Source organism: Hyphomicrobium sp. DMF-1 (assembly GCF_027886585.1).
Classification (GTDB): Bacteria; Pseudomonadota; Alphaproteobacteria; order Rhizobiales; family Hyphomicrobiaceae; genus Hyphomicrobium_C; species Hyphomicrobium_C zavarzinii.
Genome location: NZ_CP115706.1, coordinates 1,607,291 through 1,624,363 on the forward strand (window position 1 = coordinate 1,607,291; position 17,073 = coordinate 1,624,363).

The following is a 17,073-nucleotide window of genomic DNA, read 5'->3' on the forward strand; positions in this document are numbered from 1 at the left end:
AGTAGCGCCCGGCCTCGTGGAGTTGCGCCATTACAGGCGAAGCGATGCGCCGGCCGACATGAGAGCGGGTCTGTCGGTTGCGGCGGTCGCTATCCCGGTTGCCATTGCCTATGCGGAGCTTGCTGGTTTTCCTCCGCAGGTGGGGCTTTATTCCAGCGTTCTTCCGCTCGTCGCCTACGCGGTTCTAGGCTCGTCACGCCAGCTCATCGTCGGGCCCGATGCGGCGACGTGCGCGGTGGTCGCCGCCGCCGTTGCGCCTCTCGCCGCAGGAGACGCGACGGCCTATGCGTCGCTCTCCGTCATGCTGGCGGCGTTGACCGGGCTCATCAGCATCACGGCGAGTTTTTTGCGGCTCGGAGCGCTCGCCGACTTTCTGTCTAGGCCCATTCTCGTCGGCTTTCTCAACGGCGTCGCGCTCTCTATCGTGCTTGGACAGGCCGGCAAGATTTTGGGCTTTGATGTTCACAATGCGGGCATCCTCCCGCGGCTGGTGGAGATCATCGGCAGCCTCAGTCAGGTCCATCTCCCGACACTTGCGCTCGCGGCTGCAACCTTCGCTGTCATTATCATCGCGCCACGCCTTTGGACGTGGCTGCCGGGTGCGCTCGTGGGGCTCGTTTTCGCCGGGGTGATCGTGCAGGCATTCGGCCTCTCATCGGCGGGCATCAAGACGCTGGGGCTCGTCCCTGCGGGGTTGCCCGCTCTTGCGATGCCCCGCGTTGATCCCGCGCTGCTGCCTGCGCTTCTGGCCGATGCCGCAGGTCTGGCTTTGATCAGCTTTTCGAGCCTCATGCTCACGTCACGCAGCTTTGCCTTGAAAAATGGCTACGACGTCGATCCCGATCGGGACTTCGCGGCACTTGGGGCGGCCAATATCGCGTCGGCGCTTTCGCAGGGCTTTGCCATCAGCGGAGCAGATTCGCGGACGGCGGTCAGCGATGCGTCGGGCGGGCGGACCCGCGCCGTGGGCCTGATTGCGGCCGTTGTGATCGTTTTCGTTTTGCTCTTCGTGACGGAGCCGCTGCGATATATCCCCACGGCGGCGCTCGGCGCCGTGCTCGTCATGGCGGGTCTGTCGCTCGTGGATATCGGTACGGTTCGCCTCATCTATAGGATCGACAAAACGGAGGCGCTCCTTTCTGTTGTTGCCACGCTCGGTGTCGTGGCTGTCGGCTCCGTCAATGCCATTCTGCTGGCTGTGATCCTTGCGCTCGTGCGTTTCATCAGGGTGCTTTCTCGTCCGAGCATTGAAACGCTGGGGAAGGTCGGCGGTATTCCGGGGCTGCATTCGCTCGAGCGGCATGATTCAGGGGAAGCCATCCCGGGGCTGCTTCTGGTTCGCTTCAATGCCCCGATCGCGTTTTTCAACGCCCCCTATTTCAAGCGGGAGGTGATGAAGGCGGTGGAGCAGGCCGGGCCCGATCTGCGGCATGTCGTGCTTGATCTGCTTCCCATCCCGAACATCGATGCGACCGGGATCCTGACGGTACGCGAGGTGGTCGAGGCGCTGGGCCAGCGGGGGATTACCTTCAACGCGGCAGGTCGGGCCACCGAGTGGCGTCGCTGGATGCTGGCCCGCGGGTTCCACGACGAGCGCATCCGTCTGTTCCCCACCTTGCGCCAGGCGATCCGCGAATTGGGGGATGAGGGTGGCCCGGCGTTGAAGAAGGGAGAGCAATAAGTGCGGCGGCGCGCATAAGCCAAGCGGGTTTCGTTTCCGATATGCGGCTAGGCCGCGGCGTTTGCCGATTGGCCGGGGGCGCGTGGCAGCGGAAATCCGATGGATGGCTCCCCCACGAACGCGTGCGATCCCACGTGTGTCAGCTTGCCTTGCGTATCCAGCCAGATCTTGCCGCCAATGGATCGGAAGCGGCGGCAGAACGCGAAATCCTCGCTGAGATAAAGACCGTCTTGATGGTCTATCTCCGTCTCGAACAGGGCATACCCAGAGCGAGGCTTGGCGTTGCTGTAGGAGTGAATGGCGCGGTAAGCCGTTTCCGGAAACGCCGTGATCATGCGCTCGATGGCTCCGCGCTTGATCAGCATGAAGCCGCAACCGGCGTATTGCCCGGTGACGAAGTCGCCGCGCTGTTCGAATTCGTTCGCATCGCAGGCGAGACCGACGTAGCGCAAGGAGGCAGTTTCGGCGGCTACGCCAAGCTTCATCTGATCGAGGGACATCGGGCCCCAGTCGCGCACCTTCAAGGGGTAGATCCCGCAAACGACATCCTCGTCGAATGCGACCATGCGTTCGACCTGGCTCGGTTCGAAGCCAATGTCTGCGTCGATGAACAGAAGGTGTGTCGCGTTGCTGTCGAGGAAGTGTCCGACGAGCGTATTGCGGGAGCGCGTGACCAGGGAGTCGTGCCCTTGAAGGGCGACGACGATCTCGAGTCCCATGCGTGTATTGTAGGTCGAGAGCGCAAGCAGAGATAACGTGTATTCCTGCGAGACGAGCCCTCCGTAACAGGGCGTGGCTATGAATACGGTTGGTCGCGCAGGGGGCGGCATCTCGGCCATGGATTGTTCCTGGAAAGAGAAATTTCCCCGAACGCTAGGTTGATTCGCATCGTTTGAATGTTTCGAAGCATCTCAAATTGTTTCGCATGACGACAGGCGAGCCGTCCCGAAGTCCCGGGGGCGGCGCGGTCGAGCAGCCGCCTTCACCGAGGCCTTTGGCGGGCTCCAGGCTGCCATCAATTCCGCTGTTTTAAGAATCATAACCACGCTGTGACACACTTCCCGGCTCAATTGGCAGGGAACGTCTCCACGGCGGTCGGCATTTACACAGAGCCGCCTCTGGAGGGGACTTATAGCTCAACGGGTTAGCACATGTTTCGCGGGACGTTCGTTACCATCGTTCAGGCGTTCTTGCTGGTCGCTGCGCTCGCCACGGCTGGGACCTCCGCGGTTGCGGAGCCGCGCAACAAGACAGCGCGTAAAGCGCCAGAGCCGGAAGTTACGCTCACGGGGCCCGCCGTTCTGGCGGTGGTGTCGCTTCGCGATCAGCGTATTTCGGTTTATGACGCCGCCGGAAATGCGGTGAGGGCGCGTGTTTCGAGCGGGCAAACGGACTACGAGACTCCTGTCGGTATCTACAGCATTCTCCAGAAGAACAAAGACCACTATTCGAACCTCTACGACGACGCGCAGATGCCCTTCATGCAGCGTCTGACGTGGTCGGGTATCGCGCTTCACGCGGGGGCCCTTCCGGGTTACCCCGCTTCGCACGGCTGCGTTCGTCTTCCCTACAACTATGCCGAGAAGATTTTCGGGTTGGCGAAGATCGGCACCCGCATCATCGTCGCCCGGGAGAATATCGCGCCGTCCGAGATCTCGCATCCTCTGTTGTTCAAGCCCACCGCCAGCGGTGCGCAGGCCTCGGCGACGCCGATCGGCTATGAGCCGGATAGCGAGGCCGGGCCGGCGCCCTTCATGCCGGATCTGCGCAACTGGCCCGAACGCCAAGCTCTTCTCGAGCAATTGAGGGCTGTGGCCTCGACGAAGGCAGCCGAAGCGGACGCGGCGGCTCCCGAATTGGATGAGCTCAAAAAGGCGCTCAAAGAGCGCGAGGCTGCTCGAGCCAAGACCGCAAAGGCGCTGAAGCGCGCCGAGAAGGCGAAGAGCAAGGCGGACGGCTGGGTGGCCAGCGTGGCCAAGCGCGCGGCTGCGGCCAAGACGGACCGCGCCCGCAAATCCGCAGAAGCCGAAGCCGCAAAGGCAGCCGCTGCCGCCGAAAAGGCCGCTCTTGCCTTCAACGACGCGAAAACCAAGGACGATGCAGCGGGAGCGGAGCTGGCCCAGGCGACGGATGCGTTCAAGGTGTCCGATGCCGTAAAGAGGAAGGCGACCGAGGCTGCGAAGGAAGCCCGGCGCAAGACGCTGCCGGTTTCCGTCTTCGTGAGCCTCAAGACCCAGAGGGTCTATGTGCGACAGGGGCATGAGGCGGTGCTCGACAGCCCCGTGAGTATCGCCAATGCCGATATTCCGATCGGAACCCACACGTTCACGGCAGTCGACTACAAAGGGAATGGCGATGATGTCCGCTGGAACGTCGTGACCCTTCTTCCCCGTCAGGCTGACGACTTCGATGACGATGGCTACAGCAGGAGCCGCCGCACGACATCTGGCGCCGATGTTCCCCCGCAGACGGATGTCGTGGCCGCGAAGGCCGCGCTCGACCGCATCACGTTGCCGCCGGAGATCGTCTCGAAGGTGTCGCAGTATGTGTGGCCGGGATCTTCGATCATCGTCTCCGACGAGGAGATGAGCAAGGAGACAGGCGAGGCGACGGATTTCGTCGTGCTGATCAGCGGCGAGCCGCAGGGCGGCATCAAGAAGCGTCCGCGTCAGCAGCCCAACTATTACCAATACGACCCGTACTACGACGACTATTACTACTACGGCGACCGGCGCCGCAGACCGCAGCGCTACACGCCGTTCTTCAGCTTCTGGTAGCTGCTTGAAGAGGGATGGTCATTGGCGGGCGGAAGGGCCAGCAGGCTTGCCGTTGTCGCTTGGGCGATTGCAGCGTGGGTGTGCGCGACCGGCCTCGCGACGGCGGAACCGGTAAATCCGGAGCGTTCCCAGGCCGAGAAGCTGGAGCGCTGGCAAGCTGCGCGCAGCGGCCGCCTTCAGCTTCCGTTGCCAGGGACGCCCGATACGGAAAAGCTGATCACGCGTCTTGCCAATGCCGGCATGCAGCTCGGCGCGCCCGTGCTGATCCGCATCTTCAAGGCGGAATCCGAGCTCGAAGTGTGGATCAAGAAGGGCCGCGCCTTCGAGCTCTTCGCGACCTACCCGGTCTGCTACTGGTCCGGCGCCCTCGGTCCCAAGCGCCATGAAGGAGACCGGCAGACACCGGAAGGGTTCTACACAGTCACGGAGGATCTGCTGCATCACGGCCAACGCTGGCGGCGCTCTCTCAACGTCGGCTATCCGAACATTTTCGATCGCGTCAACGGGCGTAGCGGATCGGTCATCCTCGTTCACGGGGGCTGCGATTCATCGGGGTGCTTCGCGATGACGAACGCCGTGAATGCCGAGCTTTACGATTTGGTGTCCGCCGCGCTCCGCATCACACCGCATGTTCCCATGCAGATATTTCCGTTTCGCATGACCGATGCCAACGTCGCGGCCAATGCCGCCTCGCCTTGGGCCCAATTCTGGCGGGACCTCAAGGACGGGTACGACTCCTTCGAGCGTACGCGCCTGCCGCCGAAAGTCTCCGTATGCCAGAGACGCTACCAGGTTCGCGATGCGTCTCCGTTCGAGCGTGAGCCTGAGGGCGTCGAGCTTTGCGACCAGGATCGCGACAGTCTCCCGCCTCATCTCGATCAGGCGGGGCGGGTGCCTGGCAAGCAGGCTCAAGCAGCGGAACGGCCGGCGCCTGCGTGCGATCTCGCGCGCCCGAGCTGCCGCAAGTGGGTATCGCTGCGCGACCGCAAAGGTGCGAACCGGGCCGTCGCAGGCCGTGGCGCGGGAAGCAAGCCATCGACGATCCGCTAGCTTGTGAGCGACGCCGAAAGACGTCAGCGAAGGCGCACGCCGTTTCGTTGGTCAATCGCGCTCTCTGATCTCCAGCAGACGCTTCAGCGGAATTCCGTATCACATGCAAATTCATATTTGCGGACACGAGACGGCACGCCGGCCGTTGGCCGTAACCGTTCGTTTCCGGGTTTCTCGCGATCAATGGGGCGAGGACAGCATGGGAACGCCGGGCAGAGCCATGAGCGGTATCCCGATGTTGTGGGAGTGGGTCGAAAGGGATCGTGAACAGGGTGACAAGCGATAGCGGGGGCGCCATCGGGATCGATGGCGCGCGCCGGTTCGTCGCGTGGCGCGCACCTGTTTGCGGACCAGGCCAAGCTCCGAACTTTTGGAGGATGCAGTGTTTTCCCGGATTCCTATCGCGCCGCGCCTGGGTATTGCGATTGCCGTGCCGCTGGTGATGCTTGGCTTGCTCGCTGGCAACGATGTCTATCTGAGGTGGGAGACGAGGGCCGAGATGATGCGGCTGGTCGACCTCGCCAAAGGGGTAAGAGCCGTCAGCGACCTCGTTCATGAGCTTCAGCGCGAGCGCGGACTATCGGCAGCCTTTCTGGCCAGCAAAGGCGCGCAGATGAGCGCGGATCTCTCCTCGCAGCGCGGGCGAACGGACGAACGGCGTGCCGACGTCGCTGCCGCAGCGGGTGGTCTTTCGGCGCTTGATGAAATCGATGCGAAACGCCGCGAGGTCAGCGCACTGTCGCTCTCCGGTTCCGAGGCCTTCGCCTACTACACGGGAGCCATAGGCCACCTTCTCGATGCCGCGAGCGAGATGACCAAGAAAAGCGCGCACGGGGATGTCACCCGAACGATGACGGCTTATGTGACGCTCATGCAAGGCAAGGAGCGTGCGGGCCAGGAACGCGCGACCGGATCGGCCGCGATCTCTGCCGGCCGCTTCGAATTTGCGTCCTACACGCGGATGCTCTCGCTTGCGGCGGCGCAGACTGCCGATTTTGACCGGTTCAGGGCGATGGCAAGTCCCGCGCTCCGCAGTCTCTTCGAGCAGGCCATCGCCGGTCCGGTCGTGGATACAGTCGCGAGGATGCGCGAGATTATTGCCGCCGGGGGCCTTACCGGGGATTTGGCGGGGCTCGACGCGCGCGCGTGGTTCGAGGCGGCGGCGGCGCGGATCGATCTTCTCAAGAGCGTGGAGGACCGCGTTGGTGATGAGCTCGTCACGGAGACCGCCGCGATCTCCGGAGAAGCGCTGAAGGAGCTTGTCGCGCTTGCAAGCACGGTGGGTGCCGCAATCGCGGCAAGCCTCGTGCTCGTGCTCATGATCGCGTGGAGCATCACGCGCCCGCTCGATGCGCTCGGGAGTGCGATGAAGACCCTCGCCAAGGGAGATCTCGATACGGAGGTGCCGGGCGCCGACCGTAGGGACGAGATCGGCCTGATGGCGAAGGCGGTGGAGGTTTTCAAGTCGAACGCCATCGAGCGGCGGCGGCTCGAAGCGGAGCAACGAGAAACGGAGCGCCGGACCGCCGAAGCTCGCCGGAATGAAATGTTGACGCTCGCCAACGAGTTCGAAACGGCAGTAGGGCAAATCGTGGAGAACGTTTCCTCGGCTGCGAGCGAGCTCGAGACCGCGGCCGGAAGCCTCACCAAGACAGCGGAGACGACGCGGCATCTTTCGACGACCGTGGCCGCGGCTTCGGAGCAGGCGTCGGTCAACGTGCAGTCCGTCGCTTCGGCGACAAACGAAATGTCGTCGTCCGTCAACGAGATCAGCCGGCAGGTCGTGGAATCGAGCCGGATTGCGGACGAGGCGGTGCAGCAGGCGCAGAAGACGGACATGAGCATCACCGCGCTGTCGCACGCGGCGCAGCGGATCGGAGACGTTGTCGAGCTGATTTCCGCGATCGCCGGGCAGACGAACCTGCTGGCGCTCAACGCCACGATCGAGGCGGCGCGGGCAGGGGAGGCTGGCAAGGGCTTTGCGGTGGTGGCCGAGGAGGTGAAGGCGCTTGCCGCGCAGACCACCAGGGCGACCGAGGAGATCGGATCGCAGATCTCCGGCATGCAGGGCGCGACGGAGGAGTCGGTGACGGCGATCAAGGAGATCAGCGGGACGATCGGACGGATCGCGAAGATCTCCTCGACCATCGCCGCGGCCGTCGAAGAGCAGGGCGCTGCCACGCATATGATTGCGCGCAACATAGAAGAGGCGGCAAAGGGCACGACGGACGTCGCAAGCAACATCACGGAAGTGGATCGCGGCGCGGCTGAGACGGGATCGGCTTCGTCTCAGGTGTTGTCCTCGGCGCAGTCTCTCTCGCAGCAGAGCGGCCAGCTCAAGCTTCAGGTCGGGAGTTTCCTGACGACGATCCGCGCGGCATGACGGCGTTCCTGCGGCGGATTTCATTTCGAATTGCTGCCGGCCGCCTTCCCAGAAATCAAGGCGACGGCATTTCTGCTCGCTATCCTGATTCGGAAGAATGGATTGGGCGAGATGCACGAGATGGGCCGTTGGCAGAAAGACTCCGCGGAGGATCCGAGGTATTACATCCGTGGATCTGCGCTCGCAGGCTTCGCCGAGTTGGTCACGGCGGCGGGGGGTGACCCGGCCGCGTTGCTCGAGAAGGCAGGCTTCTCGCCCGAGGTGCCCGCTCTGCAGGACGAGCTCGTGTCCTGGCCCCGGCTCTGCCTGTTGTTGGAGCGTGCCGCGGAGACGCTGGATAGGCCCTCGCTCGGTATCGAGTGGGCCTTGAGCGTTCCCGATCATTTCCCCAATGTGGGACCGACGCTGCTGCTGGCGAATTTTGCGGGCACATTCCAGGAGTGGATCGAGGCCAGCATCACCTACTGGCGCCACCATACCAACGCCTTCGCGCTTCAACTCGTGGATGACGGGCCTGGGCACGACGCCGTGTTTCGCCACGTTCTGCTCTCACCCGCGCTTCCCATGCGGCAGCACGCGGAATACATGCTGGGGAACGCTTGCCGCATGGCGCGCGCGATGGGCGGGTTGATACATCGGAATCCGTCCCAAGTTCGGTTTCGGCATCAGAAGCCTGCCGATACCTCGTTGCACGAGGCGATCTTCGGCTGTCCCGTAACGTTTGGGGCTTCTCACGACGACATCGTGTTCGACCGGCGGCTGCTCTCCCTTCCACTGCGTGGAACGCCGGGGCGGCTCAGGAAGGTAATGGATCTCCACATCCGCCATCGCTGGCGCCAGATGCCGCTTCGCGACGATACGATGGCAACGACGGTAGGGCTTGCTATTCGCAGCGTCATGGGGACGAAGCTTTGCTCGTGCGGGCTTGTCGCCGGCTCGTTGGGCCTCAGCGCGAAAAAGCTTCAAAGACTACTCTCGCACGAGGGGACGTCGTTCTCGGCGATCCTGGATGATGTGCGGCGGGCCATGGCCGTCCGTCTTCTTTCGGACACGGAGGCGCCGATCTCGCGCATCGCGGGCCTCCTCGCGTATTCGACGCCCGGTCCGTTTACTCTCGCCTTCAAGCGCTGGACGGGCGTGTCGCCGCGCGTCTTTCGCAAGAGGCTACCGGCGTCGTCGCCGTGCGAAGGGACCTGAGAGTGAGCGTTGCCGGGGCGTGGCTCTCCCCGCATTGCAGTGAAACTCTCAACCGTGCGGCCGGGCTTCGGCGGAAAGAGCGGCTGCCAGCATGCGCCGAAGAGCGGTCAAGCCCGGGTCTTTAGCCGTGCTGCACGCGGCGATGAGGCCGAGCCATCGTTCATCGTCGGCAGTGCGGATGAAGCTGCCAACAGCTTCGTGCGCCCAGGCGCCGATGTCCGTGCTCGCACGCTTGGCCGCATCCTGAACGCGTGACAGAAATGGCAAGTCGTTCATCGCGAGCAGGGTTTCGAGTACGACGGCTTCGTCGTCGAACCGGGACAGGAGGGTGCCGAGCTGCATATGTGCCCCCTATGCTACGCGCAGGTCGGCCGGGCTGGGCAGTGCCACGCCTTCGATGTTTGCCCGGGCCGCAAGACGAGCGATGTACTGGGCGACGGCGGTGCGGTGCGCTCGCTCGCCCAGATAGCCGGCAATCTTTTCGCGCACGATCTCGAATGGCAGCTCCTCTCCGGCGATTTTCCGTTCCAGGCGGATGATGTGGAAGCCGTATCGTGTCTCGACCGGGAGTGTGGTCATCTCGCCAGGGTTGAGCGCCATGACTGCGGCCTCGAACTCGGGCGTCGTCTCCCCTGCCGAAATCTGGCCGAGGTTGCCGCCCAGTTCGCGCGACGGGCATGCCGAGTGCGCCCGGGCCAGCGAGTTGAAGCGGTTCGGGTCCTGTTTGAGGATCACCAAGGCTGCTGTTGCGCCCGCTCGCGCTTTTTCGAACGCCGAAGCATCGTCCTTGCGTGCCGCGAACAGAATGTGCGCGACCTCGAAGATGTCCGGCGAACGGAAGCGCTTACGGTTGCGCTCGTAGTAGCGCCTGCATGCTTCGCCGTCGGCGGAGGGAGTTACGACCTCGTTCGCGACGAGGGCGCGGATCGAAGCCTCCTCGTCCGTTTCGCATCGGCCGCTGTCATCGCTGAGAGGCTCGACCGCGAGATCGAGCCGCTTTGCTTCCTCCATCAGAAGGGTGCGCACGACGAGAGCCTGGGCTGCCGCGGTCCACGCTCCGAGCGGCGTCGAGGCCCTGTGGTGCTGGGCTTCGCGGGAGATCGCGTCGTGGGGTATGGCGATGCCGTTGACAGCCACGCGCTTGCGAGGTGCTGCGGCGAGATCAGCGTGTACCGAGCAGCCCATCGTCTCACTCCGCCGGAAGAGTTCTAGCTTTGGCCGATACCGCCTGCGGGGCGTTCTTTCCAGACCGCGACCGGACGACCTGATAGCCCCGCCGTCCCAGGTACCAGACTGGGGCGCTCCACACGTGGACAAGCCGCGTGAAGGGGAAGACGAGGAAGATGGTCATGCCGAGGAAGAGGTGCGCGCGGAAGATAGGATGCGCATCGGCAATGAGGCTGGATACGCCGGGTTGCAGCGTGAGAATTCCCTGCGCCCAGGTCATGAACCGCACCATTTCGTGTCCGTCGAGGTGGTCGAGCGAGACGATGATCGTCGCGAGGCCGAGCAGGAGCTGGACATAGAGAATGAGCAGGACGGCGATGTCGCCGAACGACGATGTCTTGCGGATGCGGGAATCGAACAGGCGCCGGTGAATGAGCAGCGTCATGCCCACGAAGCAGGCGACGCCCGCGATGCCGCCCACGACGATGGCCAGCATCTGCTTGAAACCGTGGGAAATCCCGAGTGCGTCGAACACCCAGATAGGTGTCAGGAGGCCGGCGAAGTGACCCATGAATATGACGAGGATGCCGACGTGGAAGAGGTTTGAGCCCATGGTGAGCTGACGTTTGCGCAGCATCTGGCTCGATCCCGAGCGCCATGTGTACTGCTCGCGATCGAAACGGGCGAGCGAGCCGAGCAGGAAGACGGTCAGGCAGAGGTAGGGATACCAGCCGAACACGATGTGATTGATGAGATCGCGCATGGTTGCCTCCTCAGGCGCGGTTCGAAGGTGAGTGGGCTACGACGGGGCGACGCTGGGGCGGTGACTCCATTCCCGGCGCCGGACGACGGCCTGCCCGGATCTTGGCGGCCAGTCCTTCTGTGTCGCAGGTGGTGTCTGCTCCGGGTCCGAATTTGACTTCCTCGTCGATCCAGGCTGCGTCGAGCGCGGCGAGATCGTTGGGGTCGTCGTCCGGGACGGAGAGGATGGCGTTCAGCACATCTTTGTCGGGCTGTTCGCGGCTCAAGGCCTGAAGCGCCGAGAAGGCGGACGCGTAAGCCGACTGGCGCTTTTCGAGGCGCTGGCGGATTGCTTCCAGGATATGGACCGTCTCACTCAGGTGCTGGCGCGCTTCCGCAGACGGGATAGCAGACAGGAACTCGAGGAAAAGCGGCATGAAGTCCGGCAGCTCGTTTGCCGAGACGGCGAGGCCATGCTTTTCGTAGAGCTGGGCCAGATCCACCATCGCCTGACCGCGGTCCCGGCTTTCGCCGTGGACGTGCTCGAAGAGATGCAGAGAGAGCGAGCGCGTGCGGTCGAACAGAAGCACATAGCGTTCCTGGAGATCGTAGATGTCCCCTGTGGCGTACTCTTTCAGCAGACCAGACAGCGCTTCCTCGGCCTCTTTCGGCAGCGCTTTCTCGGATGCGACTGCGGCCTGCAATTCCGGGATCGCAGCCTGAACATCCTCGCTCGGGTAGCACAGCAAGGCCGAGATGGTTTTGAGCGTCATCTTCATTACGCGATCTCCATCGGGTTCTTGGCGCGCTTGGGAACACCGAACAGGCTCTGGTCGGTTCGCCCGTCGGAGCAGCCGTTGCCGAACGAGAAGCCGCACGATCCCTTGAGATCGTAGGCGTCCTCGCCAAGCTCGCGATGCGCGGTGGGAATGACGAAGCGATCCTCGTAGTTCGCGATCGCCATCACGCGGTACATCTCGTCGATCTGGGCTGCGGTGAGGCCGACTTTCTTGGCGATGCTCTGGTCGATCACGCCGTCTACAGTCTTGGCGCGCATATAGGCGCGCATGGCGAGCATGCGCTCAAGGCCGAGCGCCACGGGCTCCTCCTTGCCGGCTGTCAGCATGTTGGCGAGGTACTTCAGCGGAATGCGCAGGCTGCGCACGTCGGGCATCTCGCCGTCGTGACCGATCTTTCCGGCTTCGGCAGCCGATTGAATGGGCGAGAGCGGCGGCACATACCAGACCATGGGAAGTGTGCGGTATTCGGGGTGGAGCGGGAAGGCGACCTTCCATTCCATCGCCATCTTCCAGATCGGCGAGCGCTTGGCGCCCTCGAGCCAGCTATCAGGCACGCCATCGGCTCTTGCTTGGCGGATCACCTCAGGATCGTTGGGATCGAGGAAGATCTTGAGCTGGGCTTCGTAGAGATCCTCCTCGTTGGCCGCGCTTGCCGCCGCTTCGATGCGGTCCGCATCGTAGAGGACGACACCGAGATAGCGGATGCGCCCGACGCAGGTCTCGGAGCACACCGTCGGCTGGCCCGCTTCGATGCGCGGATAGCAGAGGATGCACTTCTCCGACTTTCCGCTCGACCAATTGTAGTAGATCTTTTTGTACGGGCATCCCGAGACGCACATGCGCCAGCCGCGGCACTTGTCCTGATCGATGAGGACGATGCCGTCCTCCTCGCGCTTGTAGATTGCGCCCGAAGGGCAGGACGCGACGCAAGCCGGATTGAGGCAGTGCTCGCACAGGCGCGGCAGATACATCATGAAGGTGTTTTCGAACTGGCCGTAGATGTCTTTCTGGACGCCTTCGAAGTTGTAATCCTCCGATCTCTTGGCAAATTCGCCGCCGAGGATCTCCTCCCAGTTCGGCCCCCAGTGGATCTTCTCCATGCGCTCGCCGGTGACGAGCGAACGCGGCCGGGCGGTCGGGAAAGCGGGCAGCTCGGGCGCCTTCTGCAGATGCTCGTAGTCGAAGGTGAAGGGCTCGTAGTAGTCATCGATCTCCGGCAGGTCGGGGTTGGCGAAGATGTTGGCGAGGACGCGCCATTTCGCGCCGATCCTCGGCTCGATCTTGCCGCTCTTCTTGCGGACCCATCCGCCCTTCCAGCGATCCTGGTTCTCCCAATCCTTCGGATAGCCGATGCCGGGCTTCGTCTCGACGTTGTTGAACCAGGCGTATTCAATGCCTTCGCGGCTGGTCCATACGTTCTTGCAGGTGACGGAGCACGTGTGGCAGCCGATGCACTTGTCGAGGTTCAGCACCATCGCGATTTGAGCGCGTACTTTCATTCTGCTGCCTCCGTCTTGGGGGTTCGCGATAGGGGTTGAGGCTGGTCGGCGGTGGGCGTGTCGAGCCAGTCGACCTCGGCCATCTTGCGGACGATGACGAACTCGTCCCGGTTCGATCCGACCGTTCCGTAGTAGTTGAAGCCGTAGGATTGCTGGACGTAGCCGCCGATCATGTGGGTTGGCTTCAGAACGGCGCGGGTGACGGAGTTGTGAATGCCGCCACGCTGGCCCGTCTGCTCCGAGCCCGGCACGTTCACGATCTTCTCCTGCGCATGGTACATCATGCACATGCCTTCCTTGACGCGCTGGGAGACGACCGCGCGCGCCGCCAAGGCGCCGTTGCTGTTGTAGGCCTCGATCCAATCGTTATCGACGATGCCGGCCTTGATGGCGTCGGCTTCGCTGATCCAGACGATGGGCCCCCCGCGAGACAGCGTGAGCATCAGGAGATTGTCGGTGTAGGTGGAGTGGATGCCCCATTTCTGGTGCGGCGTGATGAAGTTGAGCACCACAGATTTGTTGCCGTTTGGCTTGCGCGAGATGACCGGTTTGACGGTCTTTGTGTCTATGGGCGGTCGATAGACACAGAAGCCCTCGCCGAAGGCGCGCATCCAGAGATGATCCTGATAAAGCTGCTGGCGGCCGGTGAGCGTTCGCCAGGGGATCAGCTCGTGAACGTTGGTGTAGCCGGCGTTATAACAAACCTTCTCGGACTCGAGTCCGGACCAGATCGGAGACGAGATGATCTTGCGCGGCTGAGCCACCACGTCACGGAAGCGGATCTTCTCGTCCTCTTTCGGGATCGCGAGGTGCGTGTGGTCGCGTCCCGTGAAGCCGCTTAAGGACTCCCAGGCTTTGACAGCCACCTCGCCGTTGGTTTCCGGCGCAAGCGTGAGGAGGACTTCCGCGGCATCGATGTCGGTTTCGATCCGCGCCAATCCCTTCGTCGGGCCGGGCTCCGTCACGACACCGTTGAGGTGGCGCAGGAACTCGACCTCGTGCTGGGTGTCCCACGCCATGCCCTTGCCGCCGTTGCCGAGCTTGTCCATGAGCGGCCCGAGCGAGGTGAAGCGCTTGTAGATATTCGGGTAGTCTCGTTCGATCACGGTGATCTGCGGCATGGTCTTGCCGGGGATCGGCGCCACCTCGCCGCGCTTCCAATCCTTGACGTCGAGGGCCTGGGCGATCTCGCCTGCGGTGTCGTGCATGATGGGTGTGAGCACGACGTCCTTCTCGACGCCCAGCACCTCCGGCGCGACGCGCGAGAACGCCTTCGCGATGCCCTTGTAGATCTCCCAATCGCTCCTGGCTTCCCAGACGGGGTCCACTGCCGCGGTCAGCGGATGGATGAAGGGGTGCATGTCAGAGGTGTTGAGATCGTTCTTCTCGTACCAGGTCGCAGTCGGCAGAACGATGTCGGAGTAGACGCACGTCGTCGACATGCGGAAATCGAGGGTGACGAGCAGATCGAGCTTTCCTTCCGGCGCCGCGTCACGCCAGACCACATCCTGGGGCTTCTGGCGTCCGTCCTCGCCGAGGTCCTTGCCCATCACGCCATGCGACGTGCCGAGGAGATGCTTCAGGAAATACTCGTGACCCTTGCCGGACGAGCCGAGCAGATTGGAGCGCCAGACGAACATATTGCGCGGCCAGTTCGCCGGACTATCGGGGTCCTCACACGAGAGCTTGAGCTCGCCGGACTTGAGGGCCTGGGGCACGTAGTCCTTGACGTCTTGCCCCTTGGCTGCCGCCGCGGCCGCGATGGAAAGCGGGTTTTGCTCCAGCTGAGGGGCGGAGGGAAGCCAGCCCATGCGCTCCGCGCGCACGTTGTAGTCGATGATGGCGCCGTCCCACGGTCCCGGAGGTGCCGTGGGAGACAGGATCTCCTTCACGTCGAGCGTCTCGTAGCGCCACTGGTCGGTGTGGGCGTAGAAGAACGAGGTCGCGTTCTGCTGGCGCGGCGGGCGGCTCCAATCGAGCCCGAATGCGAGCGGCAGCCATCCCGACTGCGGGCGCAGCTTCTCCTGGCCCACGTAGTGGGACCAGCCGCCGCCCGATTGACCGATGCATCCGCACATCACCAGCATGTTGATGACGCCGCGGTAGTTCATATCCATGTGGTACCAGTGGTTCATCGCGGCGCCGATGATCACCATGGAGCGGCCATGGGTCTTCTCGGCGTTACGAGCGAACTCGCGTGCCACGGTGATGATCTGGTCGCGCGGCACGCCGGTGATGGTTTCCGCCCAGGCCGGCGTGTAGGGCACGTTCTCGTCGTAGCTCTTCGCGACGTGGGCGCCGCCGAAGCCCCGGTCGAGACCGTAGTTGGCGACAAAGAGGTCGTAGACGGTTGCGACCAGCGTCTCGCCTTCGGCAAGCTGCAGTTTCTTTACCGGGACGCGGCGCTCGAGAACGCTCGGGTGGTCCGTTCCCGTGAAGTGATCGTGCTCGATGTTGCCGAAGTAGGGGAAGGCCACGTCAGCCAGATCGTCCTTGGTCTCGGCGAGCGTCAGGCGGAGCTTGGTATCCTGGCCCTTTGCATCCTTCTCCTCGAGGTTCCACTTGCCCTTCTCGCCCCAGCGGAAGCCGACGGAGCCCGAGGGGACGACGATCTCGCCCGATGTCTCGTCGTAGGCGACCGTCTTCCAGTCCGGATTATTGGCCTCTCCGAGCGTTCCGGTGAAGTCGGAGGCTCTGAGAAGACGCTCCGGAATGAGCTTGCCGTTCTTGTCTCTGACGAGCCGAACCAGCATCGGCATGTCGGTATATTGGCGCACGTAGTCGCGGAAATAGGTGGCCTGCCGGTCGATATGGAACTCGCGGAGAATGACGTGGCCCATGGCCATGGCGAGCGCGGCATCGGTTCCCTGCTTCACCGAGATCCACATGTCGCCGAACTTGGAGGCTTCCGAATAGTCGGGGCAAATGACGACGCTCTTGGCGCCGCGATAGCGGGCTTCGGTGTAGAAATGCGCGTCCGGCGTGCGCGTCTGCGGCACGTTGGAGCCCCAGAGGATGAGGAAGCCGGAATTGTACCAGTCCGCCGACTCCGGAACATCGGTCTGCTCGCCCCAGGTCTGCGGCGAAGCCGGAGGCAGATCGCAGTACCAATCGTAGAACGAGAGGCAAACTCCGCCCACCAGAGAGAGATAGCGGGCGCCTGCCGCATAGGAAACCATCGACATGGCCGGGATCGGCGAAAAGCCCGCGATGCGGTCAGGCCCGTGGGCCTTGACGGTGTAGGCGTTGGCCGCGCCGATGATCTCGTTGACCTCGTCCCACGTGGCGCGTACGAAGCCGCCGCTGCCGCGCTTTCTAGTGTAGGCCGAGCGCTTCTTGGGATCGGTGACAATAGAAGCCCAGGCTTTTACGGGCGTCTGGGATGCGCGCGCCTCGCGCCACAGCTTGAGAAGGCGGGCGCGAACGAGCGGGTATTTCACGCGATTGCCGGAATACATGTACCAGGAATAGCTGGCTCCGCGCGCGCACCCGCGGGGCTCATGGTTGGGAAGATCCGGGCGCGTGCGCGGGTAGTCGGTCTGCTGCGTCTCCCACGTGACGATGCCGCCTTTGACGTAGATCTTCCAGGAGCACGAGCCGGTGCAGTTCGCGCCGTGGGTCGACCTCACGATCTTGTCGTGCTGCCAGCGCTTGCGATAACCATCCTCCCAGCGGCGATCCTCACGGGTGACCACGCCGTGGCCTTGTGAGAAGTCGTCGACGACGCGATTGAAGAACGTCAGGCGATCGAGGAAGTGACTCATTTCTTATCTCCCGC

At 63.3% G+C, this 17,073-nt stretch carries 12 protein-coding genes; 5 read left to right on the forward strand and 7 right to left on the reverse strand.

The features are described 5' to 3' along the window. Positions 1-58 precede the first annotated feature (58 nt). On the forward strand, positions 59-1,681 hold the full coding sequence (locus PE058_RS07195) for a SulP family inorganic anion transporter (protein ID WP_271030602.1): 1,623 nt from the start codon (positions 59-61) through the stop codon (positions 1,679-1,681). A gap of 47 nt (positions 1,682-1,728) precedes the next feature. On the opposite strand, the gene PE058_RS07200 is transcribed toward PE058_RS07195, so the two are convergent. Continuing rightward, positions 1,729-2,520: a hypothetical protein gene (locus PE058_RS07200; protein WP_020088048.1), complete on the reverse strand. Its 792-nt coding sequence runs from the start codon at positions 2,518-2,520 to the stop codon at positions 1,729-1,731. Between the two features lie 312 nt (positions 2,521-2,832). On the opposite strand from PE058_RS07200, the gene PE058_RS07205 reads away from it, so the two are divergent. The 4 genes from PE058_RS07205 to PE058_RS07220 all read left to right on the forward strand — a co-directional run bounded on the left by PE058_RS07205 (position 2,833) and on the right by PE058_RS07220 (position 9,088). Further along, a complete protein-coding gene (locus PE058_RS07205) occupies positions 2,833-4,458 on the forward strand; it encodes a L,D-transpeptidase family protein (protein WP_271030234.1) in 1,626 nt (541 codons plus the stop codon). A 21-nt stretch (positions 4,459-4,479) separates the two neighbouring features. After that, positions 4,480-5,508 carry a L,D-transpeptidase family protein gene (locus tag PE058_RS07210; protein WP_271030235.1) on the forward strand — a complete coding sequence of 343 codons (1,029 nt, stop codon included), beginning with the start codon at positions 4,480-4,482 and terminating at the stop codon, positions 5,506-5,508. 382 nt (positions 5,509-5,890) lie between these two features. Further along, positions 5,891-7,891, forward strand: coding sequence for a methyl-accepting chemotaxis protein (locus tag PE058_RS07215; protein ID WP_271030236.1), 2,001 nt, complete (start codon positions 5,891-5,893; stop codon positions 7,889-7,891). 120 nt (positions 7,892-8,011) lie between these two features. Then, a complete protein-coding gene (locus tag PE058_RS07220; RefSeq protein ID WP_271030237.1) occupies positions 8,012-9,088 on the forward strand; it encodes an AraC family transcriptional regulator in 1,077 nt (358 codons plus the stop codon). A 48-nt stretch (positions 9,089-9,136) separates the two neighbouring features. Here PE058_RS07220 and PE058_RS07225 read toward each other — a convergent pair whose 3' ends face one another. From PE058_RS07225 to PE058_RS07250, 6 genes are read right to left on the reverse strand one after another with little or no spacing between them, the layout of a single operon-like run. Next, entirely contained in the window at positions 9,137-9,430 is a 294-nt protein-coding gene (locus tag PE058_RS07225) for a hypothetical protein (RefSeq protein WP_271030238.1), read from the reverse strand. 9 nt (positions 9,431-9,439) lie between these two features. Then, positions 9,440-10,273, reverse strand: a complete 834-nt coding sequence (locus PE058_RS07230; RefSeq protein WP_020088041.1) for a peptidylprolyl isomerase — start codon at positions 10,271-10,273, stop codon at positions 9,440-9,442. Between the two features lie 4 nt (positions 10,274-10,277). Then, positions 10,278-11,018: a respiratory nitrate reductase subunit gamma gene (narI, locus tag PE058_RS07235; protein ID WP_020088040.1), complete on the reverse strand. Its 741-nt coding sequence runs from the start codon at positions 11,016-11,018 to the stop codon at positions 10,278-10,280. A gap of 10 nt (positions 11,019-11,028) precedes the next feature. Further along, a complete protein-coding gene (gene narJ, locus PE058_RS07240) occupies positions 11,029-11,775 on the reverse strand; it encodes a nitrate reductase molybdenum cofactor assembly chaperone (RefSeq protein ID WP_271030239.1) in 747 nt (248 codons plus the stop codon). Next, entirely contained in the window at positions 11,775-13,295 is a 1,521-nt protein-coding gene (gene narH / locus PE058_RS07245; RefSeq protein ID WP_271030240.1) for a nitrate reductase subunit beta, read from the reverse strand. Before narH ends, narJ begins: the two co-directional genes overlap by 1 nt. Beyond that, positions 13,292-17,059 (reverse strand): nitrate reductase subunit alpha, encoded by a 3,768-nt coding sequence (locus PE058_RS07250; RefSeq protein ID WP_020088037.1) that lies wholly within the window; start codon positions 17,057-17,059, stop codon positions 13,292-13,294. Before PE058_RS07250 ends, narH begins: the two co-directional genes overlap by 4 nt. Positions 17,060-17,073: the final 14 nt, after the last annotated feature.